We start from the raw sequence: 22,481 nt of genomic DNA on the forward strand, positions 1-22,481 counted from the left end.
TTTAGGTACTTCTTCTGAATTAATCACAACATTCCTCGAATACTAGTTACTTGCAATCCAAGGTTAAGAAAGTTTAATCAAAGTAAATAAAAAGACACCACATAGGGGACTTGTCTGTTGAACAAACTAAACAATATCCAGAAAGAACGCATTCTTTTCCCAAGCTTCTACCGGATAAAAGTTTCGGTGGGTTACCTGTTCTTCAATATATGCGATATACGCAAAAACTAGCAAACAAATGCCACAGTATCGATATTGTTCACTGAATATCAAATTAAGTGTCGACATCTAGGGTAAATTCATTACTCGTCTCTACCTTACTGTATGGTGGCAACATTCGTGAGAAAAAAGGATAAGTGCGGCAGTGGTGACATCCAGTGGCTGGCTTCACTCAGTTTGGAGTTTAGGTTAAACACCGATTTTTTCTAATTTCTCTTCTATGACTAATACAATTAGCGACAGTATCCTAGTCCAACTCCCCGTTTGTCAATTTATTGATTAAGTCATGAACCTCCTGTTCACTCGTAGCCATTCGATAGTAAACACCTGACTCTTTAAGGTGATCAAAGTACTTTTTTTGGATAATACGGATCTCTTCATCACCCAAGCGCATATTTTCAGCTTTTGTTTCAATTACCAGATAGATTGGTTTAGCACCATGCTCAATCTTAAAGATAAAGTCAGGTGTCGTCGTTCCACTGTCAAAGCGAGGGATCTTGATGGCCTTCTTGGGTAATTTACCGAACACACTGATCTTCGGACCATATGAGCGTTGCAAAATCTTTAATTCTGGATCGGCACTATCATAACGAAGCGGTGGGCGATCATATAAATAAGTAGGATCAGAAGTTGAATTAGATTGATAAACGCCAAGTACACTAGCAGGCACTGAGTTAACAAACTCTTTCTTCTCAGCATTATAAATGGATGTAGATGCTGCAAAGTCTAGTGGTTCATAACTATAAGAGGTCTTAATTCTTTCGTTAAACTGATTGTTAAAGCTGCGAACAAGGTTTTCTAACGTCTTTTCATTAATATAGTTAGTGTTGTTTTGCAGGCGCCTGATAGACTTAATCATCAGGTTATTGAGAAGGTTAAGAGGCAAATCAGTCTGCTTAGCTAAGCCCTTGAGAAACTTACCATAATTCATCGTTAGATATTCATTATTATAATCTAACTGAGTTTCTTGAACTGAAGCAATGTTTTTATCAGTGACAACCTCTTGGTGCACCACTTGAGGACGTTGCAAAACAAAGATTTTATTGTCATTATCATTAAAGACATCGCGTGCAACAGCTTCGGCATCCCGATTAACTGAGGGATCAAACTTAACCATTTGTCGTTTAGCAAGTTGTAACCAGAGGTTCTTCAACTGTAACCAATTTTTCTTCCGCAATTTAACAGTTGTGCTATCTTTAGAATACTTATCTCGAACCTTGCCCTTAGCAATTTTCGTTTGTTGTTCTAATTCTGGGTAGAGGCGGCATAATGCATCATAGCCAGTCATGGCCTCACCATCGAGATTAACATCTTGTTTAAACTTATTAGAACGACTAATCACATTATGTCTATCTAAATCATCAAGCAGCTGATCCTCATCAAACTTAGGATCTGTTTTCTGTTTAGCTTTAACGATTAACTTGATCATGTCATCAGTCAACTCTTCTTTGTTCAACTTCACTGGGGAATCTTCATTGATTTCACCCACCAATTTCTGAGCGAAATCCCGTTCATCATAACCAATCAAGAAGGACAGTCGGCTCTGCCATTCATCCTGATTTAAGCGATGCCCCGTTTCATCTACCGGCAGCCGCAAGCCACGGCCAACTTCCTGAATCTTACTAATCTCAGAACCCGAAGTTCGTAATTTAGCAATCGTAAAAACATTTGGATTATCCCAACCTTCACGTAAGGTCCACTTAGAAAAGAGGAAACGCCGGGTTAACCAGTTACCGTCTTCGTCTTTAAAACTAAGTAGTTTTTCCTTGTTGCTTAAAATATCTTCAACTTCGGCCTGGATATCTGCGTTCGAGCTACCTCGGTCTTCACTAAAGTAACCAGCATAAACGTCTTGATGTTCTGATTGCAGGCTCTTTAGGGTGGCCTGCAAGAAAGAACGATATTCTTTTTCGCGATCATCAATGGCCAATTCGTATCGATCAATTAGTTTTGTGAGTTTTTTCTTTAGAATTTCCTCAAAGTGCTTTGCTAGCCAGCCTTTGCTGCTGTTTTCGCCACGGAAACTAGAAATACTATCAATAAAGAATAGGGAAAGGGTCTTAATCTTTGGCGTGTGACTTCCCGAATTCAAGCGCAAAAAGTTTTCCCTTTCAGCCTTAAAGTGACAATCGATTGCTTGGGAGAGTATTTCATCCTGGTAATTTTTTGCAAAAGTCCCAGGGATCAGTTTCATATCTTTTGATACGGCAAGACCATTGGAAAGTTCACGATCAGTTCCACCGACATAGGTGATATTGCCTTCAAAACCAGAGTCCACATCAGCCAAGCTTTCACCTACATTTAATAAGTAGTCCTTGCCATCTTTGAACAGAATTAATTCTTTAGCCTTAACTTGTTTAACCTTGTACAAGTTATTGGCTTGCTCTTTCGACATATCAGGATAATCAATATCGATTCCTTTAACCAAGCCTTGGTTAAAACTATCTACGGCATTGAGGTTAAATTGTGGCTCGCCTCGAAAATAATCGACTTTGGTGACTTTGTTTTTACCGCGACCGGTTGTGGTTTCTGGAAAGGTAGCACCGAAACGTACAATTAATTGCGGCTTCATATCTTCAATATCGTCATAAAACTTCTTGCCTCGTGGAAAGCGTTGTGGTTCATCAATGATCACTACTGGTCGAGTTGCAGCAATAGCCCTAATAGGAGATGTTTCACCTCCTAATAAAGTTTGGTCGTAGTCATCATTGTGCATGGACTTGGAATGCAACATCCCTTGGTTAACCAGCAATACTTCAATTTGGTTAGTATTTTGCCTGGTTGCTTCCACAAATTCAGATAGTTGAGCAGGGAAGTTGCGTCGCCCCGAACGTATAACAAAATCACCCGCGTTAATCACATTTAGCTGAACTCGGGTATTCTCATAAAATTCGCTGAAATGCTGTTTTGCGTAATCACTACTTATAAAACTACGTGTACCTTCCTTAATGCTGGGACTAGGCACAGCAATAACAAACTTAAACAATCCATACTTTTGGTGAAGGTCATACATCATTCTAGTGTAAACATAGGTTTTACCAGTTCCAGTCTCCATCTTAATGTCGATATTTGCTTTATCGTTATACCGATATTTAATCAAAGGATTGGCATAGATATAGTCAGCATTTGGATCATTGCTCGTGGTATCTAAGCCTGGGAAAGCCTTATTAATGGCCGTAAGAGCATCAGTTTGGTGTTGCAAAGTTTCTAGTTTAATCTTCATAACATTAGTACCTCTTGATTAAAGTGACTTTGTTGTCTAACTGCTTCAAACCAATCTCTAATTCGTGCAATGCGGCTAGTTTAAAGGAGTATCCAAAGATAACGACGCTTTGCACTTCTAAATGATGAGTACCAAGCTGATTCAGCAATTCTTTAGTCTGTTTTGCACCCCAGTTTTCCTCAATCAAATAAAGACGGTTATCATCAATAATATATGCTGTATAATTACCAAAATTTACGCCCTGAACACAGGCATCAAAGGGATAACCATCTTTTGCCAGCCAAGTCGTCAAAATAGTCTTTGTACCAGATGCATCTCCAGCCACACCTAAACTCTCACTTGAAAAGCTATCAACCATGTCAGTAAAAAGATTGAGGTTGTTTGGATCGAATCCACCTATTTCTTCTAGTGTCTGTTTAACAGGTTCAACGACCCGATAGTGTTTAAAACTACCATCAAAGTCTTCTGGCAAGGTCAGCTCGTTATCTTCCCTAATTTTCTTGGCAGCACGACGAATGCGCTCACGGGAAACTTCGTCAATAGATTTAAAGCCAGATTCATATGCTGCTTTGCCACCCTTGGTAGGGACCTCCTTACCATTTTTATTGATGTGGTAAGTCTTCTCAGGAAGTTGGGCCATGATGAACTTTCGGTGACCGCCGTCTTCGACATTTAATTGCATAACAGCTTCAGCGGTTGTTGAAGACCCTGCAAAAAAATCAAGTACAGTAGCGTCATCGTCATTTTGTAACTCTAAAAATCTCTTAATTAATTCCACCGGCTTGGGTGTCCCAAAAGGAGAAACACCATCAAACAAGGCTTTCAATAAAGAAGTGGCACTTCTAGTAGTTCCGGCTTCTCCATTCGCCCAAATATTTTCGGGAGTTCTTCCCTTTTGACTTGATAAATAAATTTTTCTGATGATTCCAGAATTATCAGGCTTAAAAACAACTTCTCCAGATTTGATTTTTTCATTAATTGTATCTTTAGACCATCTCCACCCATTTTTAGGTGGAAAAATGGTCTTTCCATTGGGAGCAGTAATATTATATCGTAATGTTGCCCTTAGGTTTGGGCTCCTAACATCTCCTGCTCTCCACGCTCCATTTGAGTCGTTGTCTGGATTTGAATAGTTTATATTATCCTTTGATGTTCTCTTTAAAAAGAACGGGTTCAATTTATTTATGTTCTTAGCATAAGCCAATGTATGGTTATACATTCTAGCAAAGAAAGGCTCATCGTTCTTACTTTGCTGCGTATGCTTCCAAATAACATCAGCCAGAAAATTAATTTCGCCGAATATGTCATCACATAACAACTTTAACTGTGCTTGCTCATTATCATCAATCGAAACATAAATTACTCCGCTATCAGATAACAAACCTTTAGCGAGTATTAACCTTGGGAGCATAAAGGTCAGCCAGGCTGAATGACTAGATTTACCCTGGATACTTTTCAACCGTTCCACCTGATCATCGTCAATATCAAACATTCTTTCCAATTGATCATCACTATATTCAAAAGAATCCGGGTAAACAAAGCCATCACTACCAGTATTATATGGTGGATCGATATATATGACGTCAATCTTATTCTGGTAATTGTTCTGCAAATGCCGCAGTACCTCAAGATTGTCGCCAGTAAAAAAAAGGTTTTTACTGTTCTTACCCTCATTTTTATTTTGCTGTTCATCGGGAACAATCACCGTCCTTGGCATTTCACCGGCCTGACGACGTGCATAGTTCTTACCAATAAAAACTAGCTGATACCCTTCACTGAGTTCATCAACATTCTTGTCTTTTAACTGTCCCACAAATTTTTCCAAATCAAAAGAGCCATCCTTCGTAAAAAACTCTGGCAGTTTATTCTTCAGTTCATTCATAAAGGCAGTATTAGGCTGTGCCTTTTCATTGTACTTTTCATTATCAGTTTGCATTAACTTTCTCCTATTTCGAATTAAGTCGTATGGCTTTACGGATTTTCAAAAGATTGCACACTATGGCTCTGTGAAACCCTCCTCAAAACATCAGTAGCAACATCCGCGCCTTTTTGCGCAAGCAAGTTCTTAAACTCTTGCCAATTAATAGAATCAATTATTATTGATGCTCCGTATTATTTTTTAGGATAATATTATGATTAATCCATCTTCTTTTCGTTAGTTATATATTGTGGTTTTCTTTCCTTCAATGTGATGTATCTTGTTATAGCCATTTTTGTTTAGTTATTATTAGGCGAAAAATCTACTGATTTAATAGAGGCTGCTGAAAAACTAAATCTCGTAAAAACGGGCCCTCCAAATACCTTGATAACAGATCGATTTGCGAGTGGTGTTCCCCACTGGACGGACGATTATTGGAGATAATTGGGATTTGGGATTATCAAATTTACGATTTGGGACTTTTCAGCAACCTCGGTTTAATAACTTCGATCTACACTTGCTGTATCAGTATTTAACGTGACTTCTATCGCATCCATTTTCTGGAATAATTAAATGAAATGCTAACCCACTCAAAGTACTATTCTAATTCATCGTATACTAAAGAAAAAAGGAAACGTAAAATTATACTGATCATGATTATCATATGAGCTTTTTATACTTAAAATCATCCTTAGCCACTGTTATATCAACACTTGTTGGTTATTCTCTCATACTTTCGAGTAATGTCACACTTTCAATATGCTGCGTCTGCGGAAACATATCCACCGGCTGAGTTTCTTTGGCTGTATAACCAAACGCTGCCAGCAACTGCAAGTCACGCGCTAGGGTAGCGGGATTACAGGAAATGTAGACGATCTTTGGCGGCTTCATATACCCCACCGCGTCAATAAAGGTTTTATCCAAGCCTTTGCGCGGCGGATCCACCATTAGGACATCGACAGGTAGATCCGCGTCCTTCCACTTCTGCATGACGTCCTCTGCTTTACCAACCTCAAACGTCACATTTTTGATGTGATTACGCGCCGCATTTGCCTCGGCATCATGCACTGCCGACTCAACGACTTCGACACCATAGACCTGTTTTGCGTGCCGCGCCATGGTTAAGGAAATCGTCCCAATGCCAGAATACGCATCAATCACGGTTTCTTTACCGGTTAACCCCGCTGCTTCAATGGCTTTCGTATAAAGCACCTCAGTTTGAATCGGATTAACCTGATAAAAACTGACTGGCGAAATCTGAAACTCACTACCTAATAGTTTGTCTAAAAGATAGTCGCGACCGTAAATTGTTTTTGACTTACGCCCGAGAATCACATTGGTACGTTTATCATTCAGGTTAACCACCACACTGGTGACTTCCGGAAGAGCCAACGTGATTTCTTTGACAATATCATTCAGATGCGGTACTTGCCATGTGCGCGCCACCAACACGATCATCATCTGGTGCGTTGCCCGCCCACGCCGCACCATGATATTACGAATCACGCCGCGGTTCGTACGTTCATCATAAGGCGGCACCCGGTATTTACGTAACAAGTCGCGAACCACAACGATTGCCTGATCGATTTTAGGATTCTGAATCAGAAAGTCCTCAATCGGCACTAAGTCATGGCTGTGTTTTTTATAAAAACCAGTCTGAAGTTCGCCACGAACCAACCGCACTGGCACTTGCGCTTTATTGCGATAACCTAGTGGATGCTTCATTCCGATTGTCGGCAACACTTTGATCGCCAAGTGGGCCTTTTTATAGAGTTCCTGGATCTGATGTTGTTTGAATTTTAATTGTGCTGGATAAGCCAAAATCGACAACGGGGCAATCCCGGTGCGAATGTAAGTACTATCAGCGCCGGCCACGCGATCGGGCGAGTCGGTCAGTCGCTTCACCACTTTGGCAAAACCGTATTGCTTCTGGGTCTTAAGCACATGTACCTGCATCTTTTCGCCAGGTAGCGCATCTTCGATAAATAGCGGAAAACCCGCGACTTTCGCAACGCCCATGCCTTCATAAGTGAGATCCTCAATCGTAACTTCCAGATCCTGATTCTTGGTAACAGCTGGTTGGGCCAAATTAGTCATCCTTTTCATCTTGTGCGCCGATTTGACCATCGCCATCAATGTCGCGGTGGGAGATCGATTCGACTTCTGCCATGTAGTCTCTTTGCTTCTGGGCATCCGTCCCTAAATTCTTGGTTGGGATCTCGTCTACATTAGCATACATCGCGATATGTTGCTTTAAATTAACAAAAGTCATCGGTGCATCGCCGCCATATTCGCCATCCAGGTTGATCTTAAGCGTGTCTTGGCCGCTGGTTTTGACTTTCAACTTTTTGGTCTTGGTATAGACAATATTGGGATCGTCAACATGGCGTCCACCGTTGAAGACAAGCGCCATCAATTTCAACAAATTGGCCATGTTGGCAGTCTTGACAATAATCAGCGAGAACTTACCGTCACCCAACTCGGCATCCGGCACAATTTGTTCAAACCCACCCACCGAATTGGTCAAACCAAGAAAGAACATGCTGGCTGGCCCGTCATAGACACCACCATCATATTCAAGCTTCATCGGCATCGTCCGGACCGCTGGTAACATTTCGGCGCCCTTAATGACATAAGCAAAATACCCAAAAATGGACTTGACTTCGGATGGGACCGAATAAGTCAATTCGCTTAACAAACCACCTGCTGCGATGTTCATAAAATAATGATGGTTCGCCTGCCCGATGTCCATCGCCAAAGTTTGCCCTTTTAAAATAACCCGTGCCGCTTCAACCGGATCATCACGGGAAATCCGCAGTGCCCGCGCATAATCATTCGTTGTACCGGCAGGGATGATCGCCATTTTAGGCCGTTTTTTGGCTGGCGCAATCCCATTGACAACTTCATTGATCGTCCCATCGCCGCCTGCTGCCACAATGAGCTCAAAGCCGGCTTCGGTTGCCCGCTTTGCTTCTTCACGCGCGGAAAAAGGCTTTGGCGTTGTTTGAAAGGTCGAACTTTCATAGCCTGCCTGTTCCATGATGTTTAAAATGTCAGGAACGAAACGTTTTAATCCTTCGTTCCCGGATGTCGGGTTGTAAATCAAGCGCGCCCGTTTTCTCATGACTCTCTGCTCCTTCAATGCACAAGCCAATTCCAAATCCAACTGACTTGCGGGTTCTTTTCACGTGGTCTAAGGTCATCACATTCTAAGCATGCTTAACCTGACCAATACCCGAAAAACGGCGGCCCAATGGTGTACCACGGACCGCCGTCAATCGGTTGCAATCGTATGTGGTCAATGAATACCGTACCACAATTTTCAATAAATGCCTTTAACGCTTTTTGATTTCTGTCATCAAAATCTGATTGACAACTTTAGGGTTCGCCTGACCATGGGTTTGCTTCATGATCTGCCCGACCAGGAAGCCAATTGCACGATCTTTCCCGGCTTTAAAGTCATCGATACTTTGCTGATTGTTGTCCAATACCGTGGTAATGATCGGGGTCAACTTAGCCGGATCGGAAAGCTGGATCAGCCCTTTTTCGTGAACCCACTGATCCGGATCGGTGTCATGCTGAATGATTTCCTTGAAGACCTTCTTAGCCATTTTACTGGAAATCGTGCCATCGCCAATGAGTTTGATCATGCCGGCTAAGTGTTCCGGTGTCAGCGCAACGTCACCAAGCTCCGTGTGTTTGGCATTGAGGTAACCGGAAACTTCACCCATTAACCAGTTAGACGCTTGCTTGGCGTCCGCACCTTGGGCAACGGTGGCCTCGAAGAAGTCAGACATTTCCTTGGTTTGCGTCAAGACGCCAGCATCATAGGCCGGAATGCCCCAGTCCTTAATGTAGTGCTCACGCCGTTCTGCCGGTGGCTGTGGCAACGTTGCCTGCACTTCATCAATCCACTGCTGGGAAACCGTAACTGGCGGTAAATCCGGTTCCGGGAAATAGCGATAGTCATCGGCGCCTTCTTTAACCCGCATCAAAATGGTCTCTTTAGTATCCGGATCCCAACGCCGCGTTTCCTGACGTACTTCACCGCCGCTAAGTAAAACTGCTTGCTGGCGCTTTTCTTCATATGCCAAACCATCACGAACATGGACAAAGGAGTTTAAATTTTTAATTTCGGTTTTCGTTCCAAAATGCTTTTGTCCGATTGGGCGAACGGATAGGTTGGTGTCGACCCGCATGGAGCCTTCTTCCATCTTGACATCAGAAGCGCCGGTAAACTGCACGATTTGGCGCAGGGTTTCAAGGTAGGCGTATGCTTCTTCCGGGCTTGTGATATCCGGCTTGGAGACGATTTCAACCAACGGCGTGCCTTGCCGGTTTAAGTCGACATAAGAGTAACCATCGTCTTCATGTTGGTTCTTGCCGGCATCTTCTTCAACGTGTAGTTCCGCGATGCCGACCTTTTTCTTCTTACCGCCGACTTCAATTTCAACCCAACCGTTAGTGCCAAGTGGTTTTTCACTTTGCGTAATTTGGTAAGCTTTGGGGTTATCCGGATAGAAGTAGTTTTTACGGTCAAAATGCGTCTGCCGAGTGATATCTGCATGCAACGCTAAGGCCAACATGATGCCAAGTTGGTATGCACCGCGGTTGATGCTTGGCAAAACGCCCGGAAAGCCCCAGTCAATGACATTGGTCTCGGTATTCGGCTCTTGCCCGTAAGTGACTGGCGCTGGTGAGAACATTTTGGATTTGGTTTTTAATTCAACGTGGACTTCAAGCCCGATTGTCGTTTCAAAATTCATCTTACTTGCCTCCCGGGATCTGTGCTAAGTAGTCGTTTTGCGCTTCAAAAGCTGCGGCAACTTGGAAGATCGTACTTTCATCGAAATGTTTGCCAATCAGTTGCAAGCCCACAGGCAAACCATCAACAAATCCAGCCGGAACAGAGGCAGCCGGTAAGCCAGCTAAGTTGACCGGGATCGTCAAAATATCATTCATGTACATGGTAACCGGATCGGTTACTTTTTCCCCAATCTTGAAGGCAACAGTTGGCGTGGTCGGTCCAATGATTAAATCATAATCCTCGAAGACAGCTTCAAAATCCCGAGTGATTAACGTGCGGACCTGACCGGCTTTTTTGAAGTACGCGTCATAAAAACCAGCGGACAAGCTGAAGGTTCCTAACATGATCCGCCGCTTTACTTCGGGTCCAAAGCCTTCGGAACGGGAACGAACATAGACATCTTCAATGTTGTGGACATCTTTGGCGCGGAAGCCGTAACGAATCCCGTCAAAACGTTGTAAGTTGGAACTGGCTTCGGAACTGGCGATGATGTAATAAGACGGTACGGCATATTGGGTGTGTGGCAAGGAAACTTCTGACACGGTTGCGCCTAAAGCTTCAAGTTGCTTAGCTGCAGCTTTGATTTTAGCTGCCACTTCAGGGTCAACCCCTTCACCTAGATATTCTTTAGGCAACGCAATCTTCATGCCTTTGATCGATTGTCCGATTTTGGCCGTGAAGTCTGGTACCGGCGTATCGGCAGTGGTGCTGTCGCGTTCATCATGTCCGGCAATCACATTCAGAATCTGAGCGGCATCTTTAACCCCGCGCGTCAAAGTTCCAATCTGATCCAGACTGGAACTAAACGCGATGAGCCCCCACCGGGAAACCCGACCATACGTTGGTTTAAAGCCGACAATGCCGTTGAAAGCAGCAGGCTGGCGAATCGAACCGCCCGTGTCACTACCCAAAGCGGCAATCACTTCACCGGCCGCCACAGCCGCTGCTGATCCACCTGAAGAGCCACCGGGAACGCGGCTGTGATCCCAAGCATTTTTAGTCGTTTTGAAAGCAGAGTTTTCAGTTGAAGACCCCATCGCAAATTCATCCAGATTGGTTTTACCCACATTAATCGCACCGGCAGCGGCCAGCTTCTGCATCACCGTTGCATCATAAATGGGATTAAAGTTTTCCAGAATTTTCGAAGCGGCGGTTGTCACAACGCCTTTAGTCACGATGTTATCTTTAATCGCGATCGGCACCCCGGATAACGGCTGATCATCGGCAATACCGGCTTCGTCAATTACGGCTGCCTGCTTCTTGGCACCGTCCGCATTTATGGCAAGGAAAGCGGCCACTTCCGGATCGATTTTATCGATACCGGCCAGCGTCTCATCAACCAACTGGCGACTGGTCAGCTTGCCAGAACGTAACTGTTCATGAAGTTGATCAAGATTCGTTTTAAAATAATCCACGCCCTAGTCCTCCTCCTTGTCAATAATCGCCGGCACTTGAATATAGGTTCCTTTTTTAGTCGGAACGTTCTTAAGCAATTCGGCGACTGGTTCGCTCGGCTTAGCAACATCCGGACGCATCACGTTCTCAAGATGAATGCTTTGGGTGGTGACTGGTACATCCTTGGTTGAAACACTTTCCAATTGTTCAACCATATCCAAAATTTCAGAAAGCTGACCGGTATACTTCTCCAAATCGGCTTCGGAAAATTGCAGCTTAGCCAGACTGGCCACGTGTGCCACACTGTCTTTTGAAATCATGCTATCCCCGCTTTCATTTTCATTATCATTCGTAGTTTACCATAGTTTCCTTTAATAACTTCCAAATACATGCGTATAAAAGCCTTTGTCCCCAGAACTTCGCGAGACAAATGCCTGGATGCCTTGGGTACTTTGAATGGTAATTTCAATTGGCACACCGGATGGCAAATACTTATTGGCGGCAGTTGAAATGTACTGCGTGAAACTTTGGATTTCCGTCAAGCCATAGAACTGAGTGTTAACGGTAATCTTCATGCCGCTTAAATTGCCATCTTCATACTGCGCCTGAGCCGTGATCCCTGCTAAAGTCGGGAAGAAGCCTTTTACCTGATTTGTAAAACTCGAAAAGTCATTGGCAACCGTACTGTTAATCGCTTTATGGTCACTGACAACCGGCAGAATTTCATTTTGCTGATTAAGTTTCTTCCAGGAACCGAGATCCGTTCCACTCTTGCTGGTCGCGTGTTCGACATAAACGCCGCCAACCAGACTATCTTGTTCGGCGTTTTTGTAAATACCTACCAAAATCGGTACATCACTCGGCACCTTTTCCATTTTGCGTAGTCGCGCGACAACTTTTGCTGCCATGGCCTCACCTTGTTTCTTCAGCGTTGCTTCGGAAATTTCGGTTTGATATTGCGCACCATATTCGGTCTTGGTGTAGTAATCGACCTGATTCATGCCAAGCGCAATCGCAATCCCGCCTAGTTTCATGCTGTTGCCGTCTTGCACCATGAAGTCCTGTTCCAGAATCTGCTGTAGATACATCGGATTACGGGTATCAGGATCTTTCTTCCCGTTATCAACCGGATTTAAGCCATCGGGATTGCTCTTTGACTCCCGCTTAAGCCAACTTCTTGCTGTTGCCGTGCTCAATAACTGCCCTTCTTCAAACGAATATTTATCCGTTGAAAATTGGGCTTTGGCCAAACTCTCCAAGCCACTTTCCATACTCTTGATGTTAAAAGTATTTTCGCCTTGATCGTTTTGTTGCAGCATCAAACCACGTGCACTGCTGGTCTGATAGCGGCCATTCTTGATCACGCCTTGGTACATACTATTATCAACCGTTCCAGTCGTTTGGTAGCTGCCGGTTTTGGTTCCACCGGTGCTACTGCTGCCGCTGTCAAGATTTAGCTTGCCGCACGCCGCCAACAGCACAATGGCGCCTGTCAGTAAGGTTAACGTAAAAAATTTCTTCATTGATGAAGTTCCTCAATTCTTCAAGTTCGTCAACAACGCTGTCTCATCCATAATTGGAACATTCAAATCCTGTGCTTTGGTCAGTTTGCTACCAGCTGCATCCCCGGCAATGACGAGATCGGTTTTCTTCGACACTGAACCAGTCACTTTTGCACCCAACTGCTCTAAGCGTTTTGTCAATTCCGGACGGGAGAACTCGGCAAACTTGCCGGTGATCACCACGGTCTTGCCAGAAACAAAACTATCGCTTACTGCCGGACGGGTTGGACCGGTATAACGCAGGTTGACACCGGCAGAGCGCAATTGTTCAACCAATTTCTTCACCGTATCCGTTTTAAAATAGGTGACAACCGCTTCAGCAATGGTTGGCCCGATATTCGGAATTGCCGCAACTTGGTCTTGGTCGGCTGCCATGAGCTCATCCAAACTGCCAAAATGCTCGGCCAGAATACGTGCCGCTTTGCCACCGACATGGCGAATGCCCAACCCAAAGATTAGGCGTTCGACAGAATTTTGCCGACTATTATTAATCGCATTTAACAAATTATTAATTGATTTTTCTTTGAACTTATCCAACTTTTCCAAGTCAGTGGCCGTGAGTCGATAAAGATCGGCGACATCCGTCACGAGCTTCTTAGCCTGGAGTTGAGCAATGATTTTCGGACCTAATCCATCAATATTCATTGCATTACGCGAGGCAAAATGGGTCAACTGTTCTTGTACTTGCGCCGGGCACATCGGATTGATGCAGCGTAACGCCACTTCATCATCAAGGTGAACCAGTTTTTGGCCGCATGATGGGCATTTTTCCGGAATCGGCGCTGGTGGGGTATTGGCTGGCCGTTTTTTAACCAGGACGCGTGAAACTTCCGGGATAATATCGCCGGCTTTATGCAACATGACAGTGTCGCCGATGCGGATATCCTTATCCCGAATCATGTCGGCATTGTGCAACGTTGCCCGTGCGACTGTTGTCCCAGCCAACTGAACCGGATCCATCACCGCAGTCGGCGTCACAACCCCAGTTCGACCCACTGTCCACACGATATCGTGAATCACCGTTTTGGCTTCTTCCGGGGGAAACTTATAGGCAATTTCCCACCGCGGTACTTTGACGGTGTTTCCGAGTTGGGCCTGCAAAGCCAAGTCATTGACCTTTAGCACAATCCCATCAATTCCATACGGCAAAGCATCCCGATCGCTGGTGTATTTCGTGATATAGGCATCAATCGCTTGCATATCGCTAGCCACTTCGGAACTTGGATTGGTTGTGAACCCAAGATCCTGCATAAATGCGATCGCCTCATGCTGGGTTTTGACATTAAACCGATCGGCGTCAATTAACGTATAAATAAACGTGTCCAATTCCCGTCCGGCAGTGATTTTAGGATTGAGCTGTCGTAGCGAGCCGGCCGCAGCATTACGCGGGTTGGCAAATGGCGTGTCCCCATCTGCCTCCTTGCGTGCGTTTAATTTGGCAAACGCAGCTTTAGGCATATAGCACTCACCGCGCACTTCAAGCGATAGTGGCCGCTTCAAGGTCTTAGGCACCGAAGCAATGGTTAAAACATTCTTTGTCACATCTTCGCCGACATTACCGTCACCACGAGTGGAGCCTTGCACTAAGCGGCCATTTTCATAAATAAGCGACAAAGCAAGGCCGTCAATCTTCAATTCAACATTGTAATCAACCGCATGCCCCACATTAGCCTGCATCCGCGCATCCCATTCGCTAAGTTCTTCAAATGAAAAGACATCGCCCATTGACAGCATGGGAATCGGGTGCTGAACTTTGGCAAAATCCGAATTAATGACATCGCCAACTTGCTGCGTCGGTGAATCAGGCGTCACCAGTTTTGGAAAAGCGGCTTCTAACGCTTGCAAGTCACGATAATGATCATCATAAACATTATCTGTGACCGTTGGAGCGTCTTTGGTGTAATACTCCAAGCGCCATTGATTTAACTGTTTTCGAAGCTTGGCAATCTCGGCTTCGGCTTCTTCAAGTGTAAATTGAGCAGCTGGTTTACTTAACACGGCGAACCTCCTTATTCACTACGCGGTTAACAACCTTTCATGCATCATTAGGCTTCAACTTTTTTAATCGGGGCAAACGCAGCTAATAACCGTTTAATTCCCATCGCTTTAAAGGCTATATCTAGTTCCTGATCGTCACCGGTGCCGGTTACTTTGACCACGGTACCGATTCCCCATTTACGGTGTTCGACTTTATCGCCGGCTTCCCAGCTTGTCTTGCCGGCACCAGTGGTTGGAGCCGGTTTAACGGTTACCGGCGTCCCAGTGGTTTCAGGATGACGGCTATAAGGCGAACTAAAGGCGCGATCGGTGCGGTTGATGAACGGTATATCACTTTTCGGCTGGGCAGCACCGGAAATATCAAGCAATTCAGGATCAATTTCTTCAATAAAACGGCTCGCCGGATTATTTTGACGCTGGCCATACAACATCCGGGCATAGGCATTGGTCAAATATAACTTTTGTTTTGCTCGGGTGATCCCGACGTAAGCCAACCGCCGCTCTTCCTCAAGCTCGCCTTCATCCATAGCGGCGCGACTCAACGGGAAAAGTCCTTCTTCCATGCCCACCAGAAAGACCACTGGAAATTCCAGCCCTTTAGCCGCATGTAACGTCATCAACGTCACTTCCTGGGCATCTTCTTCAACTTCATCTTGATCAGACAACAGCGCCAATTCAGCTAAAAAGTCGACAAAAATATCACTGTCTTCATTTTCCGGCTGGTAGCGCGCATCAAATCCTTGGGTCACTGACAAAAGTTCTTCAAGGTTTTCCACTCGCGTTTCGGCTTCCAAGGTGTTGGCGGCACGTAACGTCCCTAAATAACCGCTATCATCCAGAATTGCCTGCATCATTTCCGTAACGTTCAAATCTTTCCGCCGCTGACCAAGTCGTTGAATCATTTTACCGAATTTGGCTAGATTGCCGCGGGCTTTGCCTGAAATCGGACTAAGCTCAGCATTTGCCGCTGCTTCCAAGAGTGACCAATCATGCTGATTAGCAAAGGCTTCCAGTTTAGCAACACTTGTATTGCCAATCCCGCGCTTAGGTTCATTAACGATCCGGTTAAAGCTCATATCATCAGCTGGATTGACGACCAACCGGAAATAAGCCAAGGCATCGCGAATTTCCTTACGATCATAGAATTTATGTCCGCCCACCATTTTATAAGGAATGTTGGACTTCACGAACGCTTCTTCAATCGCACGGGATTGGGCGTTTGTCCGATATAAAATCGCAAAATCCCCGTACTTGCGGTGATGTTCTGCCATTTCCGCTTCAATGCGGCGAATCACAAAAATGGCTTCATCGGTTTCGCTTTGAGCCCGATAATAAGTGATTTTGTCGCCGGTGGCATTTTCCGTCCATAGCGTTTTAGCCTGCCGATTCAAGTTGTTTTTAATCACATCATTGGCAGCACTCAGGATTGTCTTGGTTGAGCGATAATTCTGCTCAAGCAAAATGACTTGGGCTTTAGGGTAGTCCTTTTTAAAGTCCAGAATGTTTTGCATATTAGCGCCACGCCAACCGTAAATACTCTGATCGGCATCCCCGACCACGCACAGATTGTGATAACCTTCCGCCAGCATATGCACGAGGCGATATTGGGCTTCGTTCGTATCCTGATACTCATCAACGTGAATATACCGGAATTTACGCTGATAAAAGCCAAGCGTTTCGGGATCCTTTTCAAATAACACAATGGTCTGCATGATGAGATCATCAAAGTCCAATGCTTGATCACTGCGCAGGCGTTTTTGATATTCCGCATAAACTTGGGCCACAGTTTTGGTAAATGGGCTGTTGGCCTGCTCGTCTGAATAAGTTTGCGGGTCGATTAGTTCGTTTTTGGCACCCGAAATCGCGCCAAGAATCGACTTGGGATCATAACGTTTGGGATCCAGATTGAAGTCGGCCAAAATGTGCTTAACCAAAGTGAGTTGTTCGGCTGGATCAGCAATCATAAACGCCCGATTGTAACCGAGTTTGTCAATGTCGCGCCGCAAAATACGAACACACAATGCGTGGAACGTTGAAACCCAAATATCGCGGGCAATCTCAGGATCGACCAGTTTACCTACCCGTTCCCGCATTTCCCGCGCAGCCTTGTTCGTAAACGTAATGGCAAGAATGTTCCATGGATTAACGTTTTTTTCTTCAACTAAATAAGCAATTCGGTGGGTCAAAACCCGCGTCTTGCCAGAACCGGCCCCTGCCATAATCAAAACCGGTCCTTCAGTGGCTAACACCGCCTCTGCCTGCTTATCATTCATACCCTTTAATGCGGCATCCATTACCATTTAACGAATCGTCCTTTCAGAAAAGCCAAGTGAAAAATTCCTTGACCTATTGTACCAAACTTTGGCGTTAAGCGTGAGACAGACAATCACGATAACGCGTTCTCCGGCGCAAGGGCTTGCGTGTAAGTAGGGCTTTTGGTCGCAATGGCCACGCCCAAGGCCACTAGTTCTCCTTTACGCCCATAACGCGCTCCCCGGCGCAGGAGTCTGCGTGTAAGGACCTTGGGCGCAATGACCAAGACCGGGTCATCACGCCCAAGGCCACTAGTTCTCCTTTATGCCCATAACGCGCTCCCCGGCGCAGGAGTCTGCGTGTAAGGACCTTGGGCGCAATGACCAAGACCGGGTCATCACGCCCAAGGCCACTTACACTCCGACTCCTAACCGCGCCGGCTCGCGCTCACTATAGCGCATATTCATTGCGTTGCCCGATGACTCTGATACACTTAAGTAAAGAAGTTGGAGGATGCAACGATTATGGAAATGAGAAATGGACGAAATTCTTTTTTCGATGGCGGCTTATTGGCCTATATTGGCTGGGCGATTCTCGGTGCGGTGATTACGATCGCCACACTGGGCATCTGCTATCCTTGGGCGTTGACTATGTTATATGGCTGGAAGATCAACCATACCGTGATTGAAGGCCATCGGATGCATTTTTACGGTTCCGCTGTCGGTTTATTTGGCAATTGGATTAAGTGGCTGCTGCTATCGATCATCACGCTTGGCATTTACAGTTTCTGGGTCTTTATCAAGCTAGAAGATTGGAAAGCGCGCAATACCCGATTTGTTAGCTAAAGACTATTTATAACCAGCATGTCATCAGTCGATTCAAGAAAGGTATTGGGATGAAAAAGATTTGGTTGGGATTGGGTGTTTTACTATTGTTAGTAGCGGCCGGCTGTGGGGTTTCGCGGCAAGCTGCTAAATCAACAAGCCACCCCTCTGCATCGGCTCGCAGTCGTCAGGCCAGCGCCGCTTCAACGCCGCCGCGCCCGACTCGATTAGCACGATTGAAGGCCAAAAGCAAAGCACAACTGGTTTATGCTCCTTTTGGCGACAGTCTTTCCGTTGGCCTTTTTGCCGATAAAAAAGCCACTCGTTTTACGTCGCTTTTTGCCCGGCAGCTGGCCCGATTAACCGGAAAAACCGTCACCGAAGCCGGCATTGCGGAAGTGGGAAAAACGGCTACTAACTTGGGCGTCCCCGCTTTACCGCAACTCGTTGCCCAGCATCCGGATGTGATCACTATTGAGTTTGGCACCAATGACGCTGTCGGTGGCGCAACCTCAACTGCGCTCGCTGCCTATCAACAAGCACTGACAACCATTGTCACCACGTTGCAAAAAGAAACCTCGGCACAACTGATCCTCATGACAACCTGGTCACCAAATCAAGGGCCCTACGTTAATGCCGACTTGAAATTCGATGCCGTTGTTAAAGCAGTGGGCCAAACCTACCAGGTACCGGTCGTTGACTTGGCAACCATCTGGCAAGGTCATGATGATGTCACCGGACCGGCTGGCACTGTCATTCCGGATTTCACTGCCAATGGCCCCCGGGATACGTTCCACCCTAATCAACGCGGCCATGATCAAATTGCTGCTCAACTCATTAAAACTTTGGAGGAATGATACATGCAAACACCGTTAAAATTCTGTCCTAACTGTGGGCAACCGATTAAACCGAACGATGACTTTTGCCCAAACTGCGGCTTTGATTTACGGTCAGCCCGCCTGCAAGCGCAGCAAACAAGCGAAAACGAAGCGTCCACGCCGCAACCGCCAACGACCCCTGCATCAACAACTGCAGCAGCCCCAGCGCCAACCCGACATACGCCGCACTCACATCGGCGCTGGCCATGGATTGTCGGCATTGTCGTCATCTTAATAGCCGGTTGTGCCTATTTAGCCGGCGCCGCCTATTATAGTCAAGACCGGCAAGTTGCCGAGCTTGCCGAAGAAATGACAAGCGGCGATGCTGATGATATGGCAGAAGTTGCCGTTGCCAGCGATGGAACGCCTTTGCATGAAGATGACCTCAAACCACTGGCCCAACTCATTGAGGATCGCCATTATCGCAGCCTTTTAAATACCTTGATTCGGGCTAAGTCCACTAGCGGTATGGTTCAGGTAGTCAAACAAGGTCAGGAAATGTTGTTTTTCCCGAAGTATAAAGTCAAGCTTGGAACCACCGCGGTAACCGTGAAGACTAACCTTAAAAACGCAGCGTTAACGCTGAATCAAACGCCGGTGCAAGCTGCCAATCATAATGGTCAATACACGATCGCCAATCAACTTCCGGGACGCTATACCCTTAAGCTTAGCGGTACGCATGACGGTGCAACTAAAGATTTCACCCGCGACGTGATCGTTCCCCTGAAAGGCCAAGCCGCTGCACTCACTTTAGACGCAGCAGCTGCCTCGTCCAACACCGCCTCTTCATCGTCACAGGCTTCACAAACAAGTCGTGACACTGATGACGACGATGATGATGACTATGACGACAATGGCGTGACCAAAACCAACCGCACCTACCCATCTGACACCTCAAAACGCAACGATAATCACTCAATCAGCGGTATTGTTGGCCGATGGGAATCCGGCGATCGGGCAACGTTCAATTTCAATAGCGATGGCACATACACAGCAACTAACAACAACACCCCAAGCAACGGTACTTGGGAGGTCGTTTACCGCGATGATAATATTTTAAACATCAAATTCACGAAACCAGATGGCACCAGCGTGGTTGAACCATTTGCACTCGATGATGGCGACTTAATCGAAACCAACCTCAAGATCAAATGGGAGCGTGATTGATTCACCGTTTCGATCATGCTGAACGACGGTGTTGCCTGCAGCTTAACTTGGCTATTAAGTTCATGGTGCTATACTAATGGCAGAAGTTAACATTCAATAGCAGGAGGCGAAGTATGATGTTATCGGAAAAATGGCGGCCTTTAATCGTTACTTTGAGTGTTATCGCAGCAATCTTTACCGCCTTATTCGTTTTAGCATTCGTTACCCACGGCTGGACAGCCATTGCCCCTGATACCATGATGCACGGTTTTACATCTTGGGCTTCATCCTGGCATATGGGTGGCTGCATGCGTTAGTCAGTTAATAGTTTCAACCAATAAACTTTTGATCCACGGTGTCTTTTTCCAGGCAGCGTGGATTTTTTATTTGTGCATTGTCAACGTAAGCAGAAAATAACTTGCCTTTGCAAACATACGTTCGTATAATAGCTACAGAGGTGATTGATATGCGCTATGACTATTCGCATGAACCGCATCGCGTCATTTTTTTGATCGACAACAAGTCCTTCTATGCATCGGTTGAAAGCATCGAGCGTGGACTTGATCCACTCAAAACCGTTCTCGTGGTGATGTCCGAACAGGAAAATACGAACGGCGGTTTAATTTTAGCCACGTCGCCAATGGCCAAAAAAATGTATGGTCTCAAGAGTAACGTCAGCCGGCAACGCGATTTACCTAATGAACCACATTTAATTGTCGTGCCTCCGCGTATGAACCTTTACATTAAGAAGAATCTGGCTATCAATGACATTTTTCGTCAGTTCGTTGCCGATGAAGATTTATGGCCATACTCGATTGACGAATCCATTCTCGATTTAACCCATACTTGGCGACTTTTTGGCAAGACACCACGCGCCGTTGCCAAGTTAATTCAGGCAACGGTTCACCAACAGCTCGGTTTACGCACCACTGTCGGTATGGGTGAGAATCCAGTCCAGGCCAAGATAGCACTGGATGTATACGCCAAGTACAATTCCGATTTACTCGGCGAAATTACATATGCAACCGTGCCTGAAACTATCTGGCGAATCAAGAATATGACGGATGTCTGGAGCATCGGTCACCGTACCGCCGCACATCTAGCACGAATGGGCATCACAAGTATGTATGAACTTGCTCACGCCAATCCGTACGCCTTAAAACAAGAGCTGGGCATTCTTGGCACGCAGCTTTTTGCGACCGCATGGGGCATTGATCGCACCAAGATTAGTCAGCGGATCGTCACGCGCCAGCCAAGTATCGGTAATTCTCAAGTGCTGCCACGCGATTATCGTAATCAGTTCGAAATCGAAATTGTGATTAAGGAAATCGGCGAACAAGTGGCCGCCCGCTTGCGTCATCACCGCAAACGGGCCGGTGAAATCACACTTGGAATTGGCTTTTCATACGCTGAGAGCCAAGCAGACGGTCGCACTGGGTTTTCACAAGCTAAACGAATGCTGCCAACAAATCGCGACTCAGATATCGTGACGACTTTACGCGAAATTTTTCGCGATAACTGGCATGGCGAAGTCGTTCGTAATGTGGCAGTCTACACCTCCCGCTTGGCCCCGGACACCGGCGAACAACTCAATTTTTTTGAACCGATCGATCAGCAAATCAAGGCAACAAACTTGGAACGAACGCTTGATGCGATCCGCAATCGATTCGGCTTTAAAGCACTCGTCTACGCCAAAAGCGCCATGCACGGCGGTACCGCCATTCAGCGCGCATCACTTGTAGGAGGCCATAATGGTGGCAATAGCTATGACTAACGATCTCAAGATTATCATGGAACGATTGACCCCGTTATTTAAACGGCGCCGGAAGACACGGTACTGGATTTCACTTGTCAACCAGACCTACACGCCGGCATTTAACTTCTTTTTTAACATCCAACCAAAAGATCAACGCCTGCGTTCCATCCCCTTGCACAGCCTGCACAACTATGATTTGGCGCAATTAGAGCTTTTTATCGGCTTACTGCGGCAACAGACCCGCCTAACCATTGAATTCATCGGTTTCGAGGAACTGCGCTGGCCGCGAACCAATCGGCTCATTCAACGACGCCCACGTGCAGACGAAACGTGGCCCAATTAAGCGATCCGACACTTTTTATCATGCCGATTGGTAACGGTACCAAGGTTTAGTGCTTCGTTTTACTGGACCCATTAGCTGAAAAAAGACCTTAGCGCAACTGAAATTGTTAAACGCTAAGGCCAATTTTTTAAACATGCTATTTCCGGTTTTGAGAACATC

Annotated in this window: 17 protein-coding genes; 6 read left to right on the forward strand and 11 right to left on the reverse strand. The window is 45.7% G+C overall.

Annotation, left to right across the window (positions count from 1 at the left end; all coding sequences use genetic code 11):
* Nucleotides 1-126: 126 nt before the first annotated feature.
* The 11 genes from ACWP87_RS07895 to pcrA form a co-directional block, all read right to left on the reverse strand.
* A complete protein-coding gene (locus ACWP87_RS07895; protein WP_015764900.1) occupies nucleotides 127-288 on the reverse strand; it encodes a hypothetical protein in 162 nt (53 codons plus the stop codon).
* Nucleotides 289-466: 178 nt separating this feature from the next.
* Nucleotides 467-3,442 (reverse strand): type III restriction-modification system endonuclease, encoded by a 2,976-nt coding sequence (locus ACWP87_RS07900; protein ID WP_014569424.1) that lies wholly within the window; start codon nucleotides 3,440-3,442, stop codon nucleotides 467-469.
* A 4-nt stretch (nucleotides 3,443-3,446) separates the two neighbouring features.
* Entirely contained in the window at nucleotides 3,447-5,378 is a 1,932-nt protein-coding gene (locus tag ACWP87_RS07905; protein WP_014569423.1) for a site-specific DNA-methyltransferase, read from the reverse strand.
* A 702-nt stretch (nucleotides 5,379-6,080) separates the two neighbouring features.
* The gene (rlmD, locus tag ACWP87_RS07910) at nucleotides 6,081-7,457 is read right to left on the reverse strand and encodes a 23S rRNA (uracil(1939)-C(5))-methyltransferase RlmD (protein WP_301688199.1); all 1,377 of its coding nucleotides are present in this window, start codon (nucleotides 7,455-7,457) and stop codon (nucleotides 6,081-6,083) included.
* Nucleotides 7,450-8,484, reverse strand: coding sequence for a diacylglycerol kinase (locus ACWP87_RS07915; protein WP_005713716.1), 1,035 nt, complete (start codon nucleotides 8,482-8,484; stop codon nucleotides 7,450-7,452). Before ACWP87_RS07915 ends, rlmD begins: the two co-directional genes overlap by 8 nt.
* A gap of 211 nt (nucleotides 8,485-8,695) precedes the next feature.
* Nucleotides 8,696-10,126 carry an Asp-tRNA(Asn)/Glu-tRNA(Gln) amidotransferase subunit GatB gene (gene gatB / locus ACWP87_RS07920; RefSeq protein ID WP_014569421.1) on the reverse strand — a complete coding sequence of 477 codons (1,431 nt, stop codon included), beginning with the start codon at nucleotides 10,124-10,126 and terminating at the stop codon, nucleotides 8,696-8,698.
* Nucleotide 10,127: 1 nt separating this feature from the next.
* On the reverse strand, nucleotides 10,128-11,582 hold the full coding sequence (gatA, locus tag ACWP87_RS07925) for an Asp-tRNA(Asn)/Glu-tRNA(Gln) amidotransferase subunit GatA (protein ID WP_014569420.1): 1,455 nt from the start codon (nucleotides 11,580-11,582) through the stop codon (nucleotides 10,128-10,130).
* A 3-nt stretch (nucleotides 11,583-11,585) separates the two neighbouring features.
* Complete coding sequence (gene gatC / locus ACWP87_RS07930; RefSeq protein WP_005710356.1) at nucleotides 11,586-11,882, reverse strand: Asp-tRNA(Asn)/Glu-tRNA(Gln) amidotransferase subunit GatC; 297 nt, start codon at nucleotides 11,880-11,882, stop codon at nucleotides 11,586-11,588.
* Nucleotides 11,883-11,933: 51 nt separating this feature from the next.
* Nucleotides 11,934-13,085, reverse strand: a complete 1,152-nt coding sequence (locus tag ACWP87_RS07935) for a CamS family sex pheromone protein (RefSeq protein ID WP_029943927.1) — start codon at nucleotides 13,083-13,085, stop codon at nucleotides 11,934-11,936.
* Between the two features lie 12 nt (nucleotides 13,086-13,097).
* Nucleotides 13,098-15,122 carry an NAD-dependent DNA ligase LigA gene (gene ligA / locus ACWP87_RS07940; RefSeq protein ID WP_014569419.1) on the reverse strand — a complete coding sequence of 675 codons (2,025 nt, stop codon included), beginning with the start codon at nucleotides 15,120-15,122 and terminating at the stop codon, nucleotides 13,098-13,100.
* Nucleotides 15,123-15,169: 47 nt separating this feature from the next.
* The gene (pcrA, locus tag ACWP87_RS07945) at nucleotides 15,170-17,422 is read right to left on the reverse strand and encodes a DNA helicase PcrA (RefSeq protein WP_014569418.1); all 2,253 of its coding nucleotides are present in this window, start codon (nucleotides 17,420-17,422) and stop codon (nucleotides 15,170-15,172) included.
* Between the two features lie 477 nt (nucleotides 17,423-17,899).
* Here pcrA and ACWP87_RS07950 point away from each other — a divergent pair, with 477 nt between their 5' ends.
* From ACWP87_RS07950 to ACWP87_RS07975, 6 genes are all read left to right on the forward strand, one after another.
* A complete protein-coding gene (locus ACWP87_RS07950; RefSeq protein ID WP_005710360.1) occupies nucleotides 17,900-18,220 on the forward strand; it encodes a DUF898 family protein in 321 nt (106 codons plus the stop codon).
* Between the two features lie 50 nt (nucleotides 18,221-18,270).
* The gene (locus tag ACWP87_RS07955) at nucleotides 18,271-19,056 is read left to right on the forward strand and encodes an SGNH/GDSL hydrolase family protein (protein WP_014569416.1); all 786 of its coding nucleotides are present in this window, start codon (nucleotides 18,271-18,273) and stop codon (nucleotides 19,054-19,056) included.
* Between the two features lie 3 nt (nucleotides 19,057-19,059).
* A complete protein-coding gene (locus ACWP87_RS07960) occupies nucleotides 19,060-20,244 on the forward strand; it encodes a zinc-ribbon domain-containing protein (RefSeq protein ID WP_014569415.1) in 1,185 nt (394 codons plus the stop codon).
* Nucleotides 20,245-20,357: 113 nt separating this feature from the next.
* Nucleotides 20,358-20,540 (forward strand): hypothetical protein, encoded by a 183-nt coding sequence (locus ACWP87_RS07965; RefSeq protein WP_014569414.1) that lies wholly within the window; start codon nucleotides 20,358-20,360, stop codon nucleotides 20,538-20,540.
* Between the two features lie 149 nt (nucleotides 20,541-20,689).
* Entirely contained in the window at nucleotides 20,690-21,997 is a 1,308-nt protein-coding gene (locus ACWP87_RS07970) for a Y-family DNA polymerase (protein ID WP_014569413.1), read from the forward strand.
* Entirely contained in the window at nucleotides 21,975-22,322 is a 348-nt protein-coding gene (locus tag ACWP87_RS07975) for a hypothetical protein (RefSeq protein ID WP_005688822.1), read from the forward strand. The genes ACWP87_RS07970 and ACWP87_RS07975 overlap by 23 nt, the downstream gene beginning before the upstream one ends.
* Nucleotides 22,323-22,481: the final 159 nt, after the last annotated feature.

The organism is Lacticaseibacillus sp. 22 (genome assembly GCF_055413445.1).

Bases quoted from the DNA above. Each gene is read 5' to 3' on its own strand.
- ACWP87_RS07895 (WP_015764900.1), bottom strand. From the start codon at position 288: ATGTCGACACTTAATTTGATATTCAGTGAACAATATCGATACTGTGGC.
- ACWP87_RS07900 (WP_014569424.1), bottom strand. From the start codon at position 3,442: ATGAAGATTAAACTAGAAACTTTGCAACACCAAACTGATGCTCTTACG.
- ACWP87_RS07905 (WP_014569423.1), bottom strand. From the start codon at position 5,378: ATGCAAACTGATAATGAAAAGTACAATGAAAAGGCACAGCCTAATACT.
- rlmD (WP_301688199.1), bottom strand. From the start codon at position 7,457: ATGACTAATTTGGCCCAACCAGCTGTTACCAAGAATCAGGATCTGGAA.
- ACWP87_RS07915 (WP_005713716.1), bottom strand. From the start codon at position 8,484: ATGAGAAAACGGGCGCGCTTGATTTACAACCCGACATCCGGGAACGAA.
- gatB (WP_014569421.1), bottom strand. From the start codon at position 10,126: ATGAATTTTGAAACGACAATCGGGCTTGAAGTCCACGTTGAATTAAAA.
- gatC (WP_005710356.1), bottom strand. From the start codon at position 11,882: ATGATTTCAAAAGACAGTGTGGCACACGTGGCCAGTCTGGCTAAGCTG.
- ACWP87_RS07935 (WP_029943927.1), bottom strand. From the start codon at position 13,085: ATGAAGAAATTTTTTACGTTAACCTTACTGACAGGCGCCATTGTGCTG.
- pcrA (WP_014569418.1), bottom strand. From the start codon at position 17,422: ATGGTAATGGATGCCGCATTAAAGGGTATGAATGATAAGCAGGCAGAG.
- ACWP87_RS07950 (WP_005710360.1), top strand. From the start codon at position 17,900: ATGGAAATGAGAAATGGACGAAATTCTTTTTTCGATGGCGGCTTATTG.
- ACWP87_RS07955 (WP_014569416.1), top strand. From the start codon at position 18,271: ATGAAAAAGATTTGGTTGGGATTGGGTGTTTTACTATTGTTAGTAGCG.
- ACWP87_RS07960 (WP_014569415.1), top strand. From the start codon at position 19,060: ATGCAAACACCGTTAAAATTCTGTCCTAACTGTGGGCAACCGATTAAA.
- ACWP87_RS07965 (WP_014569414.1), top strand. From the start codon at position 20,358: ATGATGTTATCGGAAAAATGGCGGCCTTTAATCGTTACTTTGAGTGTT.
- ACWP87_RS07970 (WP_014569413.1), top strand. From the start codon at position 20,690: ATGCGCTATGACTATTCGCATGAACCGCATCGCGTCATTTTTTTGATC.
- ACWP87_RS07975 (WP_005688822.1), top strand. From the start codon at position 21,975: ATGGTGGCAATAGCTATGACTAACGATCTCAAGATTATCATGGAACGA.